Source organism: Rhizobium sp. L9, from assembly GCF_002531885.1.
Classification (GTDB): Bacteria; Pseudomonadota; Alphaproteobacteria; order Rhizobiales; family Rhizobiaceae; genus Rhizobium.
The window spans coordinates 223760-243901 of the sequence record NZ_NWSZ01000012.1 but is presented as its reverse complement, the minus strand read 5'-3'; the positions used below and the strand labels follow the sequence as shown (position 1 = coordinate 243901).

Below are 20142 nucleotides of genomic sequence, written 5' to 3'. Positions count from 1 at the left end.
GCATCGGGACATGCCAAAATCTCCAAAGTGAAGCCATTGAAATCATTGGCATGTCGCACTTGGAAATAGAATGTACCTGCGGCCACAAAACGGTCGCATAAGGTAGATTATGGAACAGGAGAGTGGTTCGACTGTTGCTTTTGGCCCCGAACCGTCTCTCCGCAATGGTCAGCGGGATTTATCGCCGAACGAGATTATCGGACAAAAGGCAGACATGCCTGGTTCGGTCGGTCGAATGAAAGTAGCAGACTTTCCACTCCGCCCTCGATGACGTCTCGATACGGCAGAAACCCTGCGGACAGCGAACCCCGAATAGCTATTTGGTTCTCTTTAGCGTGACAAATGAAACATTTGAAGTCGTGGGGAAAAAGTGAAGGAACCACGTTCAGCACATATGAGCGAAGCATAGCTTTCCCCAAGCCCCTCCCTCTGAACTGCTCATCGCCGATAAATAGGTCGACCGCTACGCCGTCGTGCTCGCCCATCTCAGACGCGAAGTCGGGATAGTCGCGAAGCAAATAGCACTGCAATTTTCCGAAAGGCTCACCATTATAACAAGCTATATGGCAATGGGTAGGATGGCTTGGGCTCAGGCGCTCAGAATACTTCCTCTGAACTTCCTCGATCGTTATCGGCGTCTTCTGGTAGTGAGCACGCATATGAGGTTTATTTAGCCACTCACACAATATCGGAAAATCAGTTTCTGTCAGTGACCTGAAATCAATCATCTGGCTTACCTCTAGGTCGATTGCTCAACAGGTTGGATTCGCACATCGCCCACGGGCATTCCAAACAAGGGGTGGAAGCCTTGCGGTTTGCTAATCCTCAATCGGCAAGACTGGTTTTGTTGGTCTCTGGAGCTCCGACGCGGCGGCTGATGACGCTGCATCGGCCGTTCCGCCGGAGACATGCACCGTCGGTGTTGCAAACTGAATGCCCTTTTCGGCGAAGGTCTTCTTCAGCATGGCAAGCGCCTTTCTGCGGACGCCAAATTGTTCGCCCGGTTTGGCCATGAATTTCAGCCTGATCTGCACGCCATAATCCGCCATCTGCTCGATGCCCTGCATTTTCAAGGGCTCGATGATATTGGGCCCCAGCTCGGCATCGTCCAGAAGCTCGACGCCAATGCGCTTGATGGTCTTGCGGACCTCCTCGAGGTCGCTGTCATAGTTCAGCGTAAGCGTGATGATGTCGATGACCCAGTCGCGGCTCAGATTTTGCACCGCGCCAAGTTCGCCGAATGGAACGATGGTGACAGGACCGCGGTGGTGTCGCAAGCGGATCGATCGCAGCGAAAATCCTTCGACCGTACCCTTGTATTTTGCCGCCTGGATATATTCTCCGATGCGAAAGGCATCGTCGAACAGATAAAAGACCCCGGAGATAATGTCCTTGACGAGCGTTTGCGCACCGAAGCCGACGGCGATGCCGACGACACCAGCTCCAGCAAGCAGGGGCCCGATCTGAATGCCGACAGCATCCAGAATCATTAGGAAACCGACGGCGCCGATCGCGAGGAACAGCACATTGCGAAGAATGGGAAGAAGCGTATTCAACCGCTGACGGCGGCGCGCCTCCGGCCCCTCCTGATGGCCTGCATTCACGCTTCGCGACGCCACTTCCATCTGCGTGTCGATCAGAGTGCTGACGAGCTTCCAGATGACGTCGGTCACCAGCAAGACGATCACGATCCGGATTCCCGCCCGGATCAGACGTGTGGTCACCGTCTCGGCTGCGGCAAGATCGCCGAGATTGACATCCCACGCGCGGGCAATGAGCAGCGCGGCAACCACGATAAGACCGTTGCGCAACGTCTGCATGATAACGACCGACCATCCCAAGACGGCCGGATCGTCCACTGAACGCTCATCCTGCGAATTGATGATGATGCGCCGAGTGATATCGCGCGCTACCGATACCGTCAGCGGCAGAAGCGCAATGACGATCACCGTCCAGAATGCAGCACGCAGTCCCGACACCCATAACAGCCACGAGAGAACAATGCTTGCGCTGAAGCCGACGCTGATCAGCCGGTTCACCGGCGGCCCGTCGGAACGGAACTGCCGCAGCCAAATCATCGCGATCAGCGCGATCGAGACGACCGCTAGCCATGCGGCGGTAAAAAGATCGACCAATATGGCCGGAGCCCCGATCGTTCGTATCACTTCGATGGTGGCCCAGCCGGCTGCCAACAGAGCGACCGTTGCAAGGAGCCAGTAGTACCAGAACCACGCAAGCGACGTCACAAGGGTCACAAGCCGCATATGCGGCAGGCGGGCGCCCGGCGCGATCACGATGCGGCCCACCAGCACGCCGAGGCGCACCATGAGCGCAGCTGACAGCAGAATGAGCGCAACGTCGCGAAACACAGCGGGCCATGGAAACAGGATAAAGGCGCCGAGGCTTCCGATGAGGTAGCCGATCAATGCGAGAAGCCCCATCGACAGCCGCCCGGCGTGCAGTTTGATCCGCTGCCGGACCGTGTCGGCAGGTGCGGTCAGTATAAAATGAAGAAGCCCTCGCCCCGACCACCAGGCGATGCGCTGCGCCAGAAAACCGCCTGCTACGAAGAGTATGACCGCCAGGATAAGACTGACAGGGTCGATACGATTGTCTGTCTGGAAGAGCCGGATCGCCGCCTGGATCTGTCCCGGAAGGGTTGGAACTGCGTTGACGAGCGAGAGCAAGCGCTGGCGCAAATCCTGCAGTGACGTCGCGATCGACGGCGGTGCTGGCGCTGGTGAGACGGCGACTGGCTGCGTGGGCTCCTGATTGCCGGGAACGATCCGATCGACCAGAGCGCGACCGGAATCGTCATTCGGCAATTCGATGATGACGCGGATCGGCGCCGAGGATTCGGATGACTCAGCCGAGGAAGCAGGATTGACGCCGATTGGCAGCAGTGTGGAAAACAGGATCGTCAGGACTGTGAATATTTTCCGCAAGGAATGGCGGTCGTCATTGCTGCGCATGTGATCGTGGTCCCCGGAACGGTGCCGCTTGTGCTGTAGAGGATTGGCACTTTGTGAAGCGTCACGCCATCAACGTCAATCGAGGAACCTGTCTGGCCGAGGCAGGCTGATCGTTGCCCAGCTGCGATCATCGTTGTCTCGGCGCGCATCATCGGGGCGCCTCCCCGTCCTGCAGACCCCCTGCGGCACAGTGCCGGCTACGGTTGGCAATGTCAGAAATGAATTTGGCGCAACTGCGAAGTGCGGCCCGCAGTCAGATCGCGGGCAGCACATTGGGCTCTCCCCCGAATTGTCAGAGGACCGGGCGTATCTGAGGTCAGCCCTTCACCACCGTCTCGTCTCATAGAGGTGGCCGGCCAGCAAAGCGCCGAACGGAAGGCTGCGAACGATTCTGGCGGCGATGAAAGCCGCGCCCGTGGCCAAGGCGAGCTTTGCCCAGGGATAGTTCCCGAGCTGGACATGGGCGCTTGCGTCTATCAGGTTCGCCTGGGCTCTCAGCGCCGATTCCGCATCCTCGCGCAGGATGCCGATCCGGGCGCGCAACAGCCTTACTTCGTGCTGTAGGAGGTCGAGATCGTGGTCGGCCTTCTCGCGCGCAGTCGCGGTGGCGGCGTCGGCAAATGGCGGCTCACCTTCCGCGACCAGTTCATCGGGATCCGGCGGAAGGAAACCGTCGCGATTGATGGATGATTGCATGGACGTCTCCTCAATTATTCAGCAGGGGCGATCGAGGTCGGCTCCTCATGCCGACACATCAGTGATCACGTCGGAATCCCTGACTTTGGTTCGATCCGCCTTGCGTCTGTGTCTGCGTTTGCCGATCTGCACCGGTCGATGGCGAGCTGCCTCCGGGATAGGTGTAAGCGCGCACCTTGGCGCTTCCATGCGTGGTGTCGCGTATCGCGACCGGTCGCGTTTCATCTTCGAACGCGCTCTCGGACACAGCCAGGTCATCCGCAGCTTTGCCGCCTTGGGCCGAGCCGGCAAAACCGGTATTCGACCCACCTTGACGGCCGCTTTCCGACAACCAGAGATCTGCCCGCTCATCGATGTCGATGCTGCCTTCGTCGTCGAGAATATCGTGAACTGTCTCATAGAGCGCGTCGTCGATATCGTTGACCTGAACGAGGAAGCCGCCTCGCCGCAGCCCTTCTGCGTACATCGCGCGATCTTCATCCGGGAAGAAGAAGTCGGCCAGCGCGTCGAAGAAGCCGCTGCGGTCGTCACTTATGGCGCCGGCATTCTTTCCGTCCGCTTCGTAGCCCGGCATCAATCTTATTCTTGCGACCGGCACGCCCGCGTCCTCGAGACGGGAGATCGCAGATTCGGCTTCGGACCGGCTGTCGAAAAATGCCGTAAGGCTGCCGCCGCCCATCGGGCCTGAAGAGCTGGGGTTGGTATCGTGGTGAATGTTGCTCACGGAACGCTCCTCTCGATGTCTCTTTCCAGACGTCGACCCGACGCCTGGTTTCTGACTTGAAGAACCGGCAGCCGAGATGAATGTTCCACGGCAGTGGGACGGATCGGCGGCATTTCACGGCAGTTCCATAACGTTGCCGCCTGTCCTTTTTCAGATACACCAGGCAGTGAATCGCATCGTCTGTTGCAGCCTTCGGCGGTTGACGTCAAACCATCGAGACGCTAGCACGGCTTTCGACGCATTGGGGACATTTCATATGGACATCTTCACGGCAGCCGGTCTGACGGCTTTGCTGCAGGTCATTGCTATCGACCTTGTTCTCGCCGGCGACAACGCCGTGGTTATCGGTCTTGCCGCTGCCGGCCTCGAGGCCACACAACGGCGCAAGGCGATCATCGTCGGCATTCTTGCCGCGACGGTCCTGCGTATTCTCTTCGCCAGTGTTGCCGTCTATCTGCTGGCGATCGTCGGCCTGCTGCTGGCCGGCGGCCTGCTGCTGCTTTGGGTCTGCTGGAAGATGTGGCGCGAGCTTCGCGACGGCCATAACGAGGATCGCGTAGCGGAAAGCGGCGAAGGCGCGCCGAAAAAGACCTTCTTCCAGGCGGCAACCCAGATCGTCATTGCCGACGTTTCGATGTCGCTCGATAACGTGCTCGCCGTTGCGGGCGCTGCGCGCGAACATCCGAGCGTCCTGGTCATCGGCCTCGGCCTGTCAATCGCGCTGATGGGTATCGCCGCGAACCTGATCGCCCGTCTGCTCGGCCGCCATCGCTGGATCGCTTATATCGGTCTGCTGATCATCCTCTACGTCTCGCTCGACATGATCTATCGCGGCGCGGTCGAGGTTCTTCCCTATATGCAGTGACCTGCGCCAGGGTCGGGGCTCAGTCCCCGATCCTGCTGCACGCGTGTAAGCATGCTGCATCGCCGGGTTAAGCGAGAAACTCCGTCTCGAAGCTCATCTGATCGAACGCCGGGACCACATGGTCCGGCGTCTGCGCCATCACTGCGTCATAATCCAGCGGCGTATGCATGTGGGTGAGTATCGCCCTTTTCGGCTTCAGCCGGCCGATCCAGTCGAGCGACTGTTCCAGCGACAGATGGCTCGGATGATAGGTGTATTGCAGGGCGTCGATGATCAGCACGTCGAGATTTTTCAGCTTTTCGACGGTCTGCGGCGGGAAATCGCTGATATCGCTGCAATAAGCTACATCACCGATGCGGAAGCCGAGCGAATTGATATCGCCATGCTGCTGGATATGCGGAAAAAAATCGATCTTGCCGCCGGGGCCGCGGATTTCGACGGGTTCGTCAAGATTTTCGATGACGACAGGCAGCACGATCGGCGGATAATTGCTGCCCGGCGGCGTCTCCAGGCAATAGCCAAAGGCTTCACGCAGCCTGTCCATCGTAAATTGGTCAGCGTAGATCGGCACTCGCCGGCGCGTATTGTGAAAATAGCCGCGCAGATCGTCGATGCCGTGAATATGATCAGCATGCGGATGGCTGTAGAGCACCGCATCGACATGGTCGGCCCCTGCCCGGATCATCTGCTCACGAAAATCGGGTCCGGTGTCGATGACGACGGTCGTCACACCGCCATCAGGAGCGAACTGCTGCACCATGAACGAGGCGCGCGTGCGCCGGTTCCTTGGGTTGTCGGGATTGCAGGCGCCCCAGTCGCCGGTGATACGCGGCACGCCCGGTGACGACGAACAGCCGAGAATGGTGAAGCGCCGCCGATAGAGCACCTGCTAAATCCTTGGCATTTTCGAGAACAGGCGAAACGCGTTCTCCGTCGTGATCCGGGCGACGTCCGCATAGGAAAGGCCAATCGTCTCGGCGAGCACTTCGGCCGTATTGACGACATAGGACGGCTCATTGCGCTTGCCGCGCCAGCGCTTCGGAGCGAGATAGGGCGCGTCCGTTTCCACCAACAGCCGTTCATGCGGGATCGTCTTGGCGATCTCACGCAGCTCTTCCGATTTCGGGAAGGTCAGAATGCCGGAAAAAGAGATGTAGCCGCCGAGTTCGACACCGGTCCGCGCCAGATCCGGCCCTGCCGAGAAGCAATGCAGGATAAAGGGGAAGGCTCCCTTCCCCGTTTCCTCGGTCAGGATATCAGCCATATCGGCATCGGCGCTGCGGCTGTGGATGACGAGCGGAAGCTGCGTTTCCCGAGCGGCGGCAATATGGCGCCGAAATCCGGTCTGCTGATCCTCTGGTGTCTGCGTGTCGTAGAAATAATCGAGGCCCGCCTCGCCGATCGCCACCACTTTCTCATGCGCCTTCGCCAGGCGCACCAGCTCTTCGGTCTGGATGTCCAGCTCGTCGCCGGCATTGTTCGGATGGGTGCCGACGGAGCAGAACACCGACGGATATTTCTCCGTGATGGCGAGCAGCCCGTCGAGCTTGCGCACGCGCGTCGAGATCGTCACCATCTGCTTGACGCCGGCTTGGTGGGCGCGCGTGACGATCTCGTCGCGCTCCGCCTCGAAGTCGGCAAAATCGAGATGGCAATGGGTATCGATCAGCACGGCCTCAGGCCTCCGGAGCCACATAGCGCGGGAAGACCGGTGTCGGCGCTTCGAGCACCGTCCCGGCAACGAGGCGGCCAACTTCGCCAAGCGCGGCAAAATCGCGCTTGTCGGCAGGCGCGGCGACAAGATCGAGCAGCTTGCCCGATGATTCCGGCATGAAGGGCTGTAGCAGGATGGCGATCTGGCGCACCACCTCGGCCGTGACATAAAGGACCGTGCCCATCCGCGCCGGATCCGTCTTCTTCAGCGCCCAGGGCGCCTGGCCGGCAAAATAGCGATCGGCCTCCGAAACGACTGCAATGATCGAGGCGAGCGCGCGATGAATGAGCTGCTTGCTCATGTCCTCGCGCGTCGATGCATGCAGCGCATCGGTCTGGGCAAGCATCGCCTTGTCCTCGTCGGTCAGCGGCCCGCATTCCGGGATCTTGCCGTCGCAATTCTTGACTATCATCGACAGCGACCGGCTGGCGAGATTGCCGATGCCGTTGGCGAGGTCGGAATTGATGCGCGTGCCGATCGCCTCTTCGCTATAGCTGCCGTCCTGACCGAAGGAGACTTCGCGCAGGAAGAAGTAGCGCACCTGGTCGAGCCCGAAATGATTCACCAGATTGACCGGATCGACGACGTTGCCGAGCGACTTCGACATCTTCTCGCCCTTGTTGAGCAGAAAGCCGTGGGCGAAAACGCGCTTCGGCAGCGGCAGCTTCGCAGACATCAGGAAAGCCGGCCAATAGACGGCGTGGAAGCGAATGATGTCCTTGCCGATGATGTGCACATCCGCCGGCCAGTACTTCGCCCTCGGGCCATTCTTGTCCTCGATATAGCCCGTCGCCGTGATGTAGTTGGTCAGCGCGTCGACCCAGACATACATGACATGGGAAGGGTCGTTCGGCACTTTGATACCCCAGTCGAAGGTCGTGCGCGAGACCGACAGATCCTTGAGGCCGGATTTTACGAAGGAGATCACCTCGTTGCGGCGCTCGGCCGGGCCGATGAAATCCGGGTTCGCCTCGTAGTGGGCCAGCAGCTTCTCCTGGTATTCGGAGAGCTTGAAGAAATAGCTTGCCTCTTCCACCCACTCGACGGGCGTGCCCTGCGGGCCGTAACGCACGCCGTCGGCGCGCAGCTCCGTCTCGTTTTCCTGGTAATAGGCCTCGTCGCGCACCGAGTACCAGCCGGCATAGCTGTCCTTGTAGATGTCGCCATTGTCGGCCATCAGCGTCCAGATATTCCTGGATGTCTCGTGATGACGCTCCTGCGTGGTGCGGATGAAGTCATCGTTCGAAGCATTGAGCAGCTTGGCCATCGCCTGGAACTCGCCGGAGTTGCGGTCGGCGAGCGCCTGCGGCGGGATCCCTTCGGCGCGCGCCGTCTGCTGCATCTTCTGGCCGTGTTCGTCGGTGCCCGTCAGAAAGAAGACGTCTTTGCCATCCAGGCGCTGATAGCGAGCCATCGCATCCGTCGCGATCAGCTCATAGGCATGGCCGATATGCGGCTTGCCGTTGGGATAGGAAATCGCGGTGGTGATATAGAAGGATGTCTTGTCTGTCATGGCGGCCAAGGTCCGGCTTATTTATCAATGGTCAGCCGCTCTTAGCGCATGTCACCGTCGAGCGAAACATCAAGTTTCGCTGCCGCCCATGAATTCCAGGACACGGGGTCGTGAGCTTGACTCCGTCTCGCACGCAATTTACCGGTCGTCAGAAAGAGAGGCGGGACCCAACGACGTGCCAGTTTTCACCCACCACAATCCCCGTCACCGGGCGCCGTTGGAGGCGCTTGCTTGACATTCGAGCCTCTCTATTCGATTTCGGGACTGTTTGTCGGCGCCCTTGTCGGCATTACCGGCGTAGGCGGCGGTTCGCTGATGACACCCCTGCTGGTGCTGCTCTTCGGCGTCCATCCGGCAACTGCCGTCGGCACCGATCTTCTCTATGCTGCGATCACCAAGACAGCGGGCACCGCTGTTCACGGCGTGCATGGGCGCGTCAACTGGAAGATCATCGGCAGCCTCGCCGCCGGCAGCGTCCCGGCCGCCTTGCTGATGCTCTGGCTGCTGGCAGGTGTCGATCGCAAGAGCATCGGCGTGACAAACACCATTACATCAGCCCTCGGCTGGCTTCTCGTCATGACCGCGTTCATGCTGATTTTTCGTGGCCCGATCCTCGAATTTGCGCGTCGCGCCATCGGCGAACGCACCCTGCCGCGGCCGACGACCATTCTTGCCCTCACCGTCATTCTCGGATTCTGTCTCGGCGTGCTTGTCACCTTGACCTCGGTTGGCGCCGGTGCGCTTGGCGTGACGATCCTGCTCGTGCTCTATCCGAGGCTCGATGTCCGCGAAATCGTCGGCTCCGACATCGTCCACGCCGTACCCCTGACCCTGATCGGCGGCACCGGCTATTGGCTGATCGGCGAGATCGATTGGGCGATGCTCTTTGCCCTGCTCGTCGGCTCGATTCCCGGTATTATTCTGGGAAGCCTTCTGGCGCCGAAGCTGCACGAACGTATCATTCGCATTCTCCTGGCCATCACGCTTGCGCTCGTTGCGTGGAAGCTGCTGGCCGGCTGATCCGCCTAAACCTTGGCTAGAGTCTGGGCTGCTTGATATCGGAGAGAATACTGATGATCGTCTGCTTGCGGTCGAGATTATATGCGTCGGAAACGGTAAGCCGCTCGGTAACCTCCGAATAGAGCCGCGCCAGCCGTTCGGCCGCGGCGATCTGCCCCTCGCCTGCCGCCGCGCGAGCGCGGCTCATGATGTCGTCGCCGACGTGGCTGACGAAGAAATCGAAAATCGTATCGCTTTCCTTGCCCGAGAGCGCCTCTGCCAGCCGGTGCATCGCCTTGCGGGCGGTTGGCCCCTCGGCGGAAAGCACTTCGTCATAACCAGCGATGATTTCGCTGCCGCCATAGTTCAACAGTTTCAAGGCTTCGCCGACGCTGCCCTTGGCCGCCGAAAGCAAGCTGCCCTCGCCTGCTATGCCAAGATGGGCAAGGGCCGCAACGAGTGCTTCGTCGGGAAGCGGCGCCAGTTTCAGCGGCTGGCAGCGTGAGCGGATCGTCGGTAGCAGCCGGCCCGGCGCGTGCGAAAGCACCAGGAACAGCGCCCGTTTCGGCGGCTCCTCGAGGATCTTCAGAATGGCGTTGGCCGCATTGCGGTTCATGTCATCGGCCGGGTCGATGATGACGATTCGCCAGTTGCCGGTGCCCGAGGTCTGCGAGAAGAACTTGCCGGCGCGGCGCACCTCGTCGACGGTGATTGCCGATTTCACCCTGCCGGTCTTTTCGTCCACCGGCCGGGCGAGATGCAGGAGATTGTGCGAGGCGCCGGAGGCGATCTGGCGGCTGACGGCCGAGGCGGGATCTGGATCGCCGATCTTCTCCGGCGCAGCATCGGGATCGGGATGCGAGAGGACGTGGTTGGCGAAGCGGAAGGCGAGCGTCGCCTTGCCGATGCCCTCCGGCCCTTCGATCAGGATGGCGTGATGACCCTTGCCGGATCGGTAGGACTGGGCAAGAAAGGATTCCGCCTCCTCATGGCCAAACAGCCTGGTATTTTCGGCGGGCCAGATGGCGCCGTCCAGCAGTCCCGGCCGATCGTCACTCATAATGGACTTCACTCATAATGGGCGGCTTCCGGCATCCGAGCGCGGTCTGCGGGCGACATCAGCCGCTTGACGATCGCCAGGATTTCGGCGGCGATCGCCTCTTCCGTCTGCATGGCGTCAACCACGTGGCAGCGTTCCGGCTCGCGCGCGGCGATATCGAGAAAGGCTTCGCGCCGTTTTTCGTGCGTTTCGAGCCGCTCCTTTTCAAAGCGATCGGGACCGTCCGAGGCGCTGCGCTTCTGCGCCCGCTCCAGGCCGACCTTTGCGGGAATATCCAATATCAAGGTGCAATCCGGCATGACGCCGTTGATGGCGACCCGCTGCAGCATCTCAATGAAATCAGGGTCGAGATTGCCGGTGATGCCCTGGTAGACACGCGAAGAATCCATGAAACGGTCGCAGAGCACGATCTTGCCTGATGTCAGGGCCGGCCGGATCACCTCTTCGACATGATCGTTGCGCGCTGCCGCAAAGAGGATGGCCTCCATCCGCGTGCCGAAGGCCTCGGCCGCGCCCGAAAGAAGCACGTGGCGCACGGCTTCCGCGCCCGGCGACCCCCCCGGTTCCCGCGTCACCAACACGTCATGCCCTTCGCCTTTCAACGCTTCGGCGAGGCGGCGGATCTGCGTGGATTTCCCCGCGCCTTCCCCGCCTTCAAACGTAACGAACAGTCCCGTACCGGATGACAATGACAACTTCCCGCATTCCGGACGCCGCACGCCCGCGCGCCCCGCCTCTTCTATCTATCCGAAGACATCGGGAAGGAAAACCTTTCGCGGCGGCGACATAATCACCTTCCCCGCAAATTGTAGCAGAAGGTCAGGCATTCAAGTCTGGAGCATGACTGTGCGGCAACGGCACGCGGGAAAAGAAGAGCTGTGCGCGAGAGCCTCATCCCGGCGTTCAGCCGGGGGCGGACTTGTCCCAGAGCCAGGAGAAGAACAGCGATTCGCCGAGTTCCAGCACTGCGTCGACCGCCCGGCTGCTGAGTGAGCCCTCCCCGACCGCCTGCGCGGTATAGAGCGGCACTTCCCTGAGCAGCCGACTGCCTGCGAAAATCCTGAGCGTGCCGGCCTGATAATCCGGCTTCACCGGCGCCGTCAGCGGCCAGTGATAGACGATGCGCGCCGAAAGCCGATCGGGGTTGCTGATCGGAATATAGACGCTGACCGGCGCCTTGGCGACGAGATCGACGGTGCGCGCCGAGCCGCCATAGACGCTGGCTGCGCCGATCACTTCATGCTCAGTGAAGATCTGACGGCTCTCGAAGGCAGTCAGCCCCCATTCGAGCACGCGCTTGGCCTCCTCCGTCCGCTCCTTGTCGGACGCGATGCCGGCAAGCGCCAAAAACAGCCGCCGGCCGTCGCGCTGGACCGACGCGACGATCGAATAACCTTCTCCCTCGGCAAAGCCGGTCGCAAGCCCGTCGGCGCCGAGATCGAGCCCGAGCAGCGGATTGCGGTTGCGCTGGAAGATCTTGTTCCATTCGAAATCCAGCTGCGCGAAATAAGGATAGAGATTGGGATAGGATTGCTGAAGGGCAGCGGCAAGCGTCACCATCTCGCGCGCCGTCACTTTGCTCTTGCCGTCCGGAAGGCCGGTGGAATTGCCGAATACCGCTTTCTCCATGCCGAGTTCGCGGGCGCGGCGGGTCATCGACTGAGCGAATTGCTCCTCGCTTCCGGCCATCCCCTCGGCGAGGATGATGCAGCTGTCATTGGCGCCCTGGATCGCGACGCCCTTGATGAGATCCTCGACGCGCACGCGTGATTTGAGGGCCGCAAACATCGTTGCCGTCCTCGACGGCGCGCCGCCGGTGCGCCAGGCATATTCGGAAACGGGATATTCGGTGTCGAGCGTGATCTCGCCCTTGGTCACCGCATCGAACACCAGATCCATCGTCATGAGCTTGGCGAGCGACGCCGGCGAAAAGCTCTGATCCTCATTCTTGGCGAGAAGCACGGTGCCGGTGGAGGCCTCGATCATATAGGCCTGCGCCGCCTTGGTGGCAAAACCGGCTGCACCCCCGTCGGCGGCATGTGCGCTGGCGGCGAGCGGCATCAGGCATGCAAGCAGACGAAGCACAGGCCTCAGCATCGCAATTCCCATCGGTCAACGGCGTTTTGAGAAGGTTAGAGCGCGGCGAAATTCGATGCAATCGCCATGCTCAACGCGCTGCCGATTTTGCCTGCTGGCGCCTGGCCGAGGCAAGGATGGAAGCCTGCGTCAGCCCGTCATTGCGCACCATCACCGCGTCGAAGGCGAGATCGACCGTTACTGTCTTCACCGCTTCGTTCTGATAGCCGAGCGCGAGGGAGCCCTGCGAACCGCCATAGGGCCGCTCATAAGGCATGGGACCGAACTCCGGCAGCACCACCATCTGATCGAAGCCCGGCGAGGCATTGGAGGAAGAAGCCGACGGCGCCACCAGAACATGGGCGGCCGGCGCAAGGCCGGGCGCCGCATTGTAGCGCGCGTCCGGCGTCGAGCCGGCATAGGAGGTCGCCGACATCGGCACCGGCACATTCGCCGGCGTCTCGTAGTCTTCGGCGCTCTGCAACTGATCGCGGGTGATCTTGCGGCTGTTGGAGGCGACCATCACGCCGGTTGCGATCTGCCCTTCCGGATTGATGCCGGGAATGCGGCTGCCCTTCGGCACGTAGGAGGCCATCAGATAGGGCATGTCATGGCCGTCCATGCGGGCGCGGCCGACATATTGCACGCGCACCTTGCCGGTCCCGCTGTGCTGCAGATCCAGCATGTCGGCCGTCTTGTTGGAAAGGTCGATGATGCGGCCTTCGTGATAGGGGCCGCGATCGTTGACGCGCACGACGATGGAGGAGCCGTTCTCGAGATTGGTGACGCGGGCATAGCTCGGCAGCGGGAACGTCGGATGCGCGGCAGATAGGTGCATCTGGTCGTAAACTTCGCCATTCGCCGTCAGCCGTCCGTGAAAGGCGGAGCCGTACCATGAGGCGACGCCGACCTTGTTATAGGCGAAGTCTTCTTTCGGATAGTACCACTTGCCCTTCACCTCATAGGGGTTGCCGACCATGTAGCGGCCGCCGCCCTTCGGGATATTGTTGCCGGTGGCGACCCGGGGGCTGGCCTTTACGCCATATTCGGATTCGGAAAAATATTCCTTGCCGTGGGCTCTTTTCTTCGGCACGGCCTGTGTCGTGCCGCACGCCGCAACCGTCGCACACATCGCCGATATCGCTAGCCACCGTGCTGTCGTTGCGATAGACGCCCCGTATTCCAGTTTCATGTGCCCCACGCCGCTCAAAGATCGTTATGGTTAAGGAACTCTGCCCCATCCTGGGTCAACAACGCCTTATCCCCGCCCGCCTAACGAGACTTTAATCTTGCTGGGTTCGTGGCAAATTTGCGAACGATTTCGCTGCGATAGCGATAATTCTAATAAATATGGTTTATAAATTGCTAACGGGAAGCTCTCCCGTTGTTGCAATCAGAGCCAAAATCGGTGTGCCGATGCGGGCCACATGGTAAACGTCGGCCTGCTTTCAAAGTCCGAGCGGTACCGGATTGAGACACCGGCACGCGCAGTAGCTGCTCTTCCGACGTTGGTTACAACCGGAACCTTCCTCCCAAGGTAGCATACCAGCTGTTCCTCTCCGATATACGTGTCCCCACGACGCTAGCATCTGGCGCCACTCCCTTACCGCGTGTAGTTTGTTGCTTGACTCAAAGTGGAGTAGAAAGTTTATTTGCGGCGTTCGCGTCGCAGCCCGGCGTCCTTTTCCACGCTCATCTTTAGGAGACGAGCCATGGCAAATCACAAACCAATAGTGCCTGACGTGAAGGTCCACGACTACGCACCAGCGGAGGCCATCGAAGGAAACCTTCTCGACAACGCCTCGGACTCCGACGGCGATCTGCTTCAAGTTCAGTTCGTCAACGGAATGAGAATTCCCAACAAGGCGGGCGAGCCGGGATATCTTACCATCGAGGGTGAGCACGGGACGCTGATGATTTGGAGCAACGGCAGCTATAGTTACACGGTCAATGACCCGAGCGCGCTTGAGCCCGGCGGGATCTTCGGCGAGAATTTTTCATTTAAGATCTCCGATGGAAAGGGCGGCACCGACGTCGCCAGTCTCAACATCGGCGTCCACACTCCTCCGCAAGGACATTATTCTATCGATTTCGAGAATGCTCCCACCGAATATCCCGGGCTGCCTGACATCGCCTCCGGCTATGCAGGATTCAAATTTGGCGACAAACTCGATGGCAACCTTTGGGCGGTCGCCGAATCCGGCGGCAACGAGTACGTCGTCACCAATCCCTATAATCCGTTTTTCGAACGGGTTGATGGCAAGCTCTTCACCATCGAGGGCGTCGATGTCGCAACCAATTTCGACCCCGCCTATGAAGGTGTCGATGCCCTCGTAACCTTCGAGGGTTATATCGGCGGCAACAAGGTGAGTGAGATGTCGCTGACGGTCTACGGAGACACCATTGCCGATGGCCAGCACATTTCGTTGGCAGCCTTGGGAGCGGTCGATTTTGTCCGCTTCGATATTCAGCCCGATGTCGAGCCCACGGGCTTTCCGCAGCTCGCATTCGACAACTTCACCGTCCTGGTCTGACGGCGGCAGAGAGAAGCGGCTGTCAACGCCGCTTCTCTGCAGAACAAGTTGACGCTGCCATCAAAGCTGCTAAAAAGCCGGCCTGTGAGTGAATGGGCAGCAAATCGGCAGAAACCACCGATCCACCGGAAAGACCGAAACGGACTTTCTTCAGGCTTCCCAAAAACTTGGAAGAGTGTCCGAGTGGTTTAAGGAACCGGTCTTGAAAACCGGCGTGCGGGAAACCGTACCGTGGGTTCGAATCCCACCTCTTCCGCCATTTGCAATTTTCTCCATTAGAACTGCCCGGCGGATCAGTCGCAGCCACTATTCAAGCATGACGACCGCTTCGACTTCGAACAGCATCGGATCGATTGCAAGTTTGGGAACAGGGACAAGGGTCTGGGCCGGGAGTGCGTCGCCGAACATGTCTTTGACGTTCCTCGTCAGCACCTCGAGCTTGGACATATCGTGTTCGACCACGAAGACCGTGAGCTTGGCGACCTGATCCGGCCTTGCGCCGAGGCCATCGAGGGCGCTGCGCAGATTTGCGTAGGTCTGCTTCACCTGGACGGCGAAGTCCGGCGACAAGGCTCCCGAGCTATCCTGGCCACCCTGTCCGGAGATGTAGGCCAACCGGGCGCCGCGGGGGACGATCACCGCCGCCAGTTGACTCGTACAATGTACGAGTTCTGGCCGTGAACTGACAGTGCAACATCGGCTCACGACAACATTGAGTAGATCAGCGCACCGATGGAACCCCAGAAAACAACCGGCGTCAGTATCATCCCCACAACGAAAATCTTGGTCACCGCTAAAACTCCCCAAACTCATGCCACCGCGAAAACCTATTGCGGCGACCGAGGGTTGGGTATCGGCATGAAGTCCGGGTCGGGTCGGACCTTGGTCTCAGTCTCACTCGACGGCGTTCCGATTCACAGGCCCGCCGCCAGCTTCCTTCTGCAACCCGGCAACCACTCTTCCGCCGCGGTAGGTCAGCCGCGGATCGGGGGCAGGACAATCAGAATCGGACGGGGCCGGTGATTGACTCTCCGTTGTCGTCGTGATTTCCCCCTCGCATCATCAAGCGAGGACATCATGGCCGAAGACATTATCGTAAAGGACAGCAACGGAACCCAGCTTCAAGACGGCGATTCCGTGACGTTGATCAAAGACCTCAAGGTCAAGGGGACTTCGGAGACGCTGAAGCGTGGAACCTTGGTCAAAGGCATTCGTCTGACCGACAGTCCCGGCGAAATCGAGTGCAACACTAAGCAGGTCAAAGGCCTCGTGCTGAAAACCGAGTTCCTGAAGAAGGCGTAGGATCTACCTGCGGCGGCCCGTGAGTCCATGGCTGCAACTTACGGCACTTCCTCGGTGATCACTTCGAAGCGGGAAAGCATCGCCGGGCCGAAAGCCGTCGACATCGCGACGTCGGTGGCATCCCGGCCTGTCGCCATCAGAATTCTGCCGATACGCGGGGTGTTGTGGCGGGCATCGACCGTATGCCAGTGGCCGCCGAGAAAGACCTCGAACCAGGCACTGAAATCCATTGGATTCGGATCGGCAGGAACGCCGATATCACCGAGATAACCGGTGCAGTATCTGGCAGGAATATTCATGCATCGACAGAGCGCAATGGCGAGATGGGCGAAGTCGCGGCAGACGCCGCTCTTATCGGTGAAGCCGCCATGCGCGGTTCTGAGAACGTCGGCCTTCTGATAATCGAAGGTGATGTGGTTATGCACGAAATCGCAGATCGCCTGCACTCGCGCCCAGCCGAGCGGCGTTGCTGAAAAGGTCGCCCAGGCGAAATCCGAAAGCCTGTCTGTGTCGCAGTAACGGCTGCCGAGCAGGAAGACGAGCACCTCGTCGGGCAGATCCTTGATTGCGTGCTGCACTGCCTGTACGGGAACGATGTCGGCTTGCCCCGTGTCATAGATCTCGAACTCGGTGGAGATCGTCGTCAGCCCCGGCGGAGCGACAATCCGGCTGCAGGCATTGCCGAAGCTGTCGGTATATTCCCACGCCTCGATCGGCCGGTCGAATGTCAGGACCTGCTCGCTTAGAAGATCGGCGCGACGGGAGGGATGAATGTTGAGGACCAGCAGCATCGGCGTCGGCTGTATGCATTTATAGCCCAGATGAAACCCGGCGCGTATCTTCATTGTGGCTTCCTCGTCCCTCCCGGCATGGGCGGAGGTGAGTATGGAACGTCGATCGCGCCGCCCGGTTCCCGCGATATGCCTCGCACCTTCCCAGGCAAAGCACCTTGGCCCAGGCAATTCACCATTACCCCGCCACTGCATCATTACCCCTCGGCAACCCACGGCTGTCGCGTGGTCACGTTGACCTGCACCGTCATGTTCTCGAAATCCGAGCCCTGCCCGTCGTAACTGCCGCTCAAAGGAACAGCCTGGCGCGGGTCGCGGGCAACGGCCACGCGAATAAGGTCGCGGTTGCCGACGATGCCGTTGGTTGGATCGAACTCGGCCCAGCCGGCCCCGGGAAGATAGACCTGGCACCATGCATGGGTGGAACCGCCGCCCAGCACGGTGGAGCCGTCCCGGTCGGGGACGTAGACATAGCCGGTGACGAACCGCGCCGCGAGGCCTAGCGAGCGTGCCGCCTCCATCATCAGAAGCGCGAAATCCCGGCAGGTGCCGGAGCGAAGGTGCAAGGTCTGCAGCGGCGTTTGCGTTCCATGTTCCTGGCGGCGTGCATAGACAAAGCTTTCGCGAATGGCATAACACAGCGTCATCAGCAGGTGCCCGGTCTCCGTCGGGTGCCCCAGGCGCACGAACTGGCGCGCCCAGCGGCCGACCTCATCGCCCGAATCAGGATAATGGCGCTGCATCGCCGGCGCGAGATCGGCGATTTCGTCCTTGTCGTAGGAGAAAGGATAGGTCAGCGCCGCCTCGTCGATCCGAATGTCCGGGGCGAGCTGCGGCGTATGATCGAGTGTGATCCAGGTTTCGAAACGAAGCTCCACCGACGGCCGGGAAAAATCGACGAGCGCCACGCAATTGCCGAAAACATCGTGGATCCAGCGCACATGACTTTGCTCCGGATAGGTGGTCAGCGACGCCTCGATCAGCCGCTGGTCGAAACTGTCGCGCGGCCGGAACATCAGGCGATGCTCGCCGAAATCGACCTCCCGGCGGTAACGATAGGACGTGATGTGGCGGACGGAGAAAATCGTCATGGGCTGGCGCCGGCTGATTTGTTCACGTTGCTGCTCCTACAGCGCCGCGCGTCTTATCAGACGCCGCAAGCGCCCTGCTCCTTTCCCTGCTCATCCCGATTTCTTGTCATATAAGCAGGTTCGAAAGATTGCTATTGTACCTTCACCGATCGACGGCAGAGCCGTCCAACCTGAGAGGATAACATGCATATCATCTGGGACGTTCTGACGCTTCTGCTGACCATCGGTTCGCTCTATGGCGGTCGCGAATACCGGATTATTCGCGCCCGTGCCCGCGCTCAGAATTGGGGCAACTTCTGACCCGATCCTGACGCGCTGCCGGAACGGTCGCGGCTACGTCGAATGACGTACGGCGGCCCCTTAAGGAAATGCTGTATCAGTCGGGACGGTTTTGGTCCGTCCATTCTCTCTGTTATGCTAAGCCCGCCTCACCCCAGGCGGGCTTTTTTCATGCAAGAGGCTGCGTGTCGCCGGCAGCCGCCATTACTTCTTGGCGCCGGCCGAAAGCACCCGATGGGTCGCATTATCCATTGCGTGGCTCGCCTCCTGTCCATCCTTCTTCAGCCCGTATGCGGTATTGCCGCAGCCGGCGAGCGTAAGCAGGCAGAGGCAGCAGGCGATAGCGATTGCAGCTTTTGGCATCGAGGTTTTCCCTGATTGAACGAACCCCCGGAAAAATGACGCAGTCCGAGCCAAAATCAATCCGCCGGCGGCCGGACATAACTCAGCACCTGCGCCGAATTGATGCATCCGACGGCTCCCTGTTCCGTCGAGAAACGGATTACTTCAGCCAAAACTCTCCGAAACGTAGAATTGCCGGACGGCAATCGAAGGCACATACCATTTATCCGTGTCTTTCAGAATGATATCCGCGAACAACTGCGGGATCACGCTTGGAATTTATCATTTTACTTAAATATCTCACTTAACCAATTGTTATTAATAACCTTGCGTAGCACGCGCTTCGGCTTATGCTTTACTCAAAACGGGAGAGGAGAGAATGTTTAGCAAAAGCCTGATCATGCCTTTCGGCTTCGCAATTCTTGCGCTAAGCGGCCTAATGTTCCAACTCGTCGCGTACCTGCTGGAAACCCCGGTCACCGTGCTGCATCCCTAAGTTCCTCCAGGAGTGGAACTTTCCTTTGTTTCATGCATTCTTGCGAGTTGTTTCACCAGGAGGGATCACTATGGAAAACGCAGGCGTGGGTTGGATTGCGGCCATCATCATCGGCGGCATTGCCGGATGGCTGGCAGAAAAGGTCATGAGCAGCAATATGGGCGTGCTCATGAATATATTGCTCGGCATCGTCGGCGCGATTGTCGCCAACTGGATCTTGGGTCTGTTGCACATCCAGCCGTTGGCGGGGTGGCTTGGTTACCTGATCACCGGCTTCATCGGTGCCTGCATTCTGATCTTCATCGGCCGCGCCATCCGCCGCTGACTTGCATTACTGGCAGACATGACTAAAAGCCGGGCGCTCCATGCGTCCGGCTTTTTCTGTCCGGAATTCAGTGTTCAGCGGCGGCTCAGCAGGCCGAAAAGATAGGCTACGCCTGCCGTTACCGCGAGCGCCATGATCGGTTCTTCGCGAACCTTGTCGCGCAGCCGTTCCGTCATCAGCGAAGCTTCGTCCGTAACCACCGACTTTGCCCCCTGCCCCAGCGCCCGCACACTGTCCGTCAATCTGGAGAGATCTTCACGGAGTGCCGTAACCTGTGCCGACAGATCGTCTGCTGCGATATCCGCCTTGACGCGCGCAGCGGTGGATTCGGCGGAAGCGGTTTTCAATTCTGCCATGGTCTGC

General features: G+C 59.9%; 20 protein-coding genes, 1 tRNA gene and 1 pseudogene. 6 read left to right on the top strand and 16 right to left on the bottom strand.

The features are described from left to right. Nucleotides 1–194: 194 nt before the first annotated feature. The 4 genes from CO660_RS14995 to CO660_RS14980 all read right to left on the bottom strand — a co-directional run bounded on the left by CO660_RS14995 (nucleotide 195) and on the right by CO660_RS14980 (nucleotide 4392). On the bottom strand, nucleotides 195–728 hold the full coding sequence (locus CO660_RS14995) for a GNAT family N-acetyltransferase (RefSeq protein WP_097599360.1): 534 nt from the start codon (nucleotides 726–728) through the stop codon (nucleotides 195–197). Between the two features lie 90 nt (nucleotides 729–818). Then, nucleotides 819–2972, bottom strand: coding sequence for a mechanosensitive ion channel domain-containing protein (locus CO660_RS14990; protein WP_097599359.1), 2154 nt, complete (start codon nucleotides 2970–2972; stop codon nucleotides 819–821). Nucleotides 2973–3296: 324 nt separating this feature from the next. After that, nucleotides 3297–3668, bottom strand: coding sequence for a hypothetical protein (locus CO660_RS14985; RefSeq protein WP_097599358.1), 372 nt, complete (start codon nucleotides 3666–3668; stop codon nucleotides 3297–3299). Between the two features lie 58 nt (nucleotides 3669–3726). After that, nucleotides 3727–4392 (bottom strand): hypothetical protein, encoded by a 666-nt coding sequence (locus CO660_RS14980; RefSeq protein WP_097599357.1) that lies wholly within the window; start codon nucleotides 4390–4392, stop codon nucleotides 3727–3729. Nucleotides 4393–4648: 256 nt separating this feature from the next. On the opposite strand from CO660_RS14980, the gene CO660_RS14975 reads away from it, so the two are divergent. Beyond that, nucleotides 4649–5257, top strand: coding sequence for a TerC family protein (locus CO660_RS14975; RefSeq protein WP_020921320.1), 609 nt, complete (start codon nucleotides 4649–4651; stop codon nucleotides 5255–5257). A gap of 67 nt (nucleotides 5258–5324) precedes the next feature. Here CO660_RS14975 and CO660_RS14970 read toward each other — a convergent pair whose 3' ends face one another. Genes CO660_RS14970 through metG form a run of 3 tightly spaced genes read right to left on the bottom strand, consistent with a single transcriptional unit; the run spans nucleotide 5325 to nucleotide 8484 of the window. Then, complete coding sequence (locus CO660_RS14970; protein ID WP_085778201.1) at nucleotides 5325–6143, bottom strand: MBL fold metallo-hydrolase; 819 nt, start codon at nucleotides 6141–6143, stop codon at nucleotides 5325–5327. 3 nt (nucleotides 6144–6146) lie between these two features. Further along, entirely contained in the window at nucleotides 6147–6929 is a 783-nt protein-coding gene (locus CO660_RS14965; protein WP_097599356.1) for a TatD family hydrolase, read from the bottom strand. 4 nt (nucleotides 6930–6933) lie between these two features. Then, entirely contained in the window at nucleotides 6934–8484 is a 1551-nt protein-coding gene (gene metG, locus CO660_RS14960) for a methionine--tRNA ligase (RefSeq protein ID WP_097599355.1), read from the bottom strand. Nucleotides 8485–8715: 231 nt separating this feature from the next. Here metG and CO660_RS14955 point away from each other — a divergent pair, with 231 nt between their 5' ends. Further along, on the top strand, nucleotides 8716–9504 hold the full coding sequence (locus CO660_RS14955; RefSeq protein ID WP_097599354.1) for a sulfite exporter TauE/SafE family protein: 789 nt from the start codon (nucleotides 8716–8718) through the stop codon (nucleotides 9502–9504). A gap of 16 nt (nucleotides 9505–9520) precedes the next feature. On the opposite strand, the gene CO660_RS14950 is transcribed toward CO660_RS14955, so the two are convergent. The 4 genes from CO660_RS14950 to CO660_RS14935 all read right to left on the bottom strand — a co-directional run bounded on the left by CO660_RS14950 (nucleotide 9521) and on the right by CO660_RS14935 (nucleotide 13811). After that, on the bottom strand, nucleotides 9521–10543 hold the full coding sequence (locus tag CO660_RS14950; RefSeq protein WP_097599353.1) for a DNA polymerase III subunit delta': 1023 nt from the start codon (nucleotides 10541–10543) through the stop codon (nucleotides 9521–9523). A gap of 8 nt (nucleotides 10544–10551) precedes the next feature. Further along, nucleotides 10552–11232 carry a dTMP kinase gene (gene tmk, locus CO660_RS14945; protein ID WP_097599352.1) on the bottom strand — a complete coding sequence of 227 codons (681 nt, stop codon included), beginning with the start codon at nucleotides 11230–11232 and terminating at the stop codon, nucleotides 10552–10554. A gap of 214 nt (nucleotides 11233–11446) precedes the next feature. Beyond that, nucleotides 11447–12640 (bottom strand): D-alanyl-D-alanine carboxypeptidase family protein, encoded by a 1194-nt coding sequence (locus CO660_RS14940; RefSeq protein ID WP_097599382.1) that lies wholly within the window; start codon nucleotides 12638–12640, stop codon nucleotides 11447–11449. A gap of 70 nt (nucleotides 12641–12710) precedes the next feature. Then, nucleotides 12711–13811 carry a septal ring lytic transglycosylase RlpA family protein gene (locus CO660_RS14935; RefSeq protein ID WP_097599351.1) on the bottom strand — a complete coding sequence of 367 codons (1101 nt, stop codon included), beginning with the start codon at nucleotides 13809–13811 and terminating at the stop codon, nucleotides 12711–12713. A 520-nt stretch (nucleotides 13812–14331) separates the two neighbouring features. Between CO660_RS14935 and CO660_RS14930 the strand changes: the two genes are divergently transcribed. After that, entirely contained in the window at nucleotides 14332–15153 is an 822-nt protein-coding gene (locus CO660_RS14930) for an Ig-like domain-containing protein (RefSeq protein ID WP_097599350.1), read from the top strand. 169 nt (nucleotides 15154–15322) lie between these two features. Further along, nucleotides 15323–15412 (top strand) — tRNA-Ser (locus tag CO660_RS14925). A gap of 47 nt (nucleotides 15413–15459) precedes the next feature. Here CO660_RS14925 and CO660_RS14920 read toward each other — a convergent pair. Then, nucleotides 15460–15795, bottom strand: a pseudogene (locus CO660_RS14920) (RidA family protein); the annotation flags it as partial. 435 nt (nucleotides 15796–16230) lie between these two features. On the opposite strand from CO660_RS14920, the gene CO660_RS14915 reads away from it, so the two are divergent. Then, the gene (locus CO660_RS14915; protein ID WP_097599349.1) at nucleotides 16231–16455 is read left to right on the top strand and encodes an alkylphosphonate utilization protein; all 225 of its coding nucleotides are present in this window, start codon (nucleotides 16231–16233) and stop codon (nucleotides 16453–16455) included. Nucleotides 16456–16493: 38 nt separating this feature from the next. Here the strand turns inward: CO660_RS14915 and CO660_RS14910 are convergent, their stop codons facing one another. From CO660_RS14910 to CO660_RS14900, 3 genes are all read right to left on the bottom strand, one after another. Next, nucleotides 16494–17300, bottom strand: a complete 807-nt coding sequence (locus tag CO660_RS14910) for a transglutaminase family protein (RefSeq protein ID WP_097599348.1) — start codon at nucleotides 17298–17300, stop codon at nucleotides 16494–16496. A gap of 143 nt (nucleotides 17301–17443) precedes the next feature. Beyond that, nucleotides 17444–18337 carry a transglutaminase family protein gene (locus CO660_RS14905; RefSeq protein ID WP_097599347.1) on the bottom strand — a complete coding sequence of 298 codons (894 nt, stop codon included), beginning with the start codon at nucleotides 18335–18337 and terminating at the stop codon, nucleotides 17444–17446. 483 nt (nucleotides 18338–18820) lie between these two features. Next, on the bottom strand, nucleotides 18821–18979 hold the full coding sequence (locus tag CO660_RS14900) for an entericidin (protein ID WP_085778213.1): 159 nt from the start codon (nucleotides 18977–18979) through the stop codon (nucleotides 18821–18823). A gap of 545 nt (nucleotides 18980–19524) precedes the next feature. On the opposite strand from CO660_RS14900, the gene CO660_RS14895 reads away from it, so the two are divergent. Next, nucleotides 19525–19779 (top strand): GlsB/YeaQ/YmgE family stress response membrane protein, encoded by a 255-nt coding sequence (locus tag CO660_RS14895; RefSeq protein WP_064802691.1) that lies wholly within the window; start codon nucleotides 19525–19527, stop codon nucleotides 19777–19779. 74 nt (nucleotides 19780–19853) lie between these two features. Here the strand turns inward: CO660_RS14895 and CO660_RS14890 are convergent, their stop codons facing one another. Continuing rightward, nucleotides 19854–20135 carry a hypothetical protein gene (locus tag CO660_RS14890; protein WP_085780070.1) on the bottom strand — a complete coding sequence of 94 codons (282 nt, stop codon included), beginning with the start codon at nucleotides 20133–20135 and terminating at the stop codon, nucleotides 19854–19856. Between the last annotated feature and the right edge of the window lie 7 nt (nucleotides 20136–20142).

Coding starts and splice junctions, on each gene's coding strand:
- CO660_RS14995 (WP_097599360.1), bottom strand. CDS start 728: ATGATTGATTTCAGGTCACTGACAGAAACTGATTTTCCGATATTGTGT.
- CO660_RS14990 (WP_097599359.1), bottom strand. CDS start 2,972: ATGCGCAGCAATGACGACCGCCATTCCTTGCGGAAAATATTCACAGTC.
- CO660_RS14985 (WP_097599358.1), bottom strand. CDS start 3,668: ATGCAATCATCCATCAATCGCGACGGTTTCCTTCCGCCGGATCCCGAT.
- CO660_RS14975 (WP_020921320.1), top strand. CDS start 4,649: ATGGACATCTTCACGGCAGCCGGTCTGACGGCTTTGCTGCAGGTCATT.
- metG (WP_097599355.1), bottom strand. CDS start 8,484: ATGACAGACAAGACATCCTTCTATATCACCACCGCGATTTCCTATCCC.
- CO660_RS14950 (WP_097599353.1), bottom strand. CDS start 10,543: ATGAGTGACGATCGGCCGGGACTGCTGGACGGCGCCATCTGGCCCGCC.
- CO660_RS14940 (WP_097599382.1), bottom strand. CDS start 12,640: ATGCTGAGGCCTGTGCTTCGTCTGCTTGCATGCCTGATGCCGCTCGCC.
- CO660_RS14935 (WP_097599351.1), bottom strand. CDS start 13,811: ATGAAACTGGAATACGGGGCGTCTATCGCAACGACAGCACGGTGGCTA.
- CO660_RS14930 (WP_097599350.1), top strand. CDS start 14,332: ATGGCAAATCACAAACCAATAGTGCCTGACGTGAAGGTCCACGACTAC.
- CO660_RS14915 (WP_097599349.1), top strand. CDS start 16,231: ATGGCCGAAGACATTATCGTAAAGGACAGCAACGGAACCCAGCTTCAA.
- CO660_RS14910 (WP_097599348.1), bottom strand. CDS start 17,300: ATGAAGATACGCGCCGGGTTTCATCTGGGCTATAAATGCATACAGCCG.
- CO660_RS14905 (WP_097599347.1), bottom strand. CDS start 18,337: ATGACGATTTTCTCCGTCCGCCACATCACGTCCTATCGTTACCGCCGG.
- CO660_RS14900 (WP_085778213.1), bottom strand. CDS start 18,979: ATGCCAAAAGCTGCAATCGCTATCGCCTGCTGCCTCTGCCTGCTTACG.
- CO660_RS14895 (WP_064802691.1), top strand. CDS start 19,525: ATGGAAAACGCAGGCGTGGGTTGGATTGCGGCCATCATCATCGGCGGC.
- CO660_RS14890 (WP_085780070.1), bottom strand. CDS start 20,135: ATGGCAGAATTGAAAACCGCTTCCGCCGAATCCACCGCTGCGCGCGTC.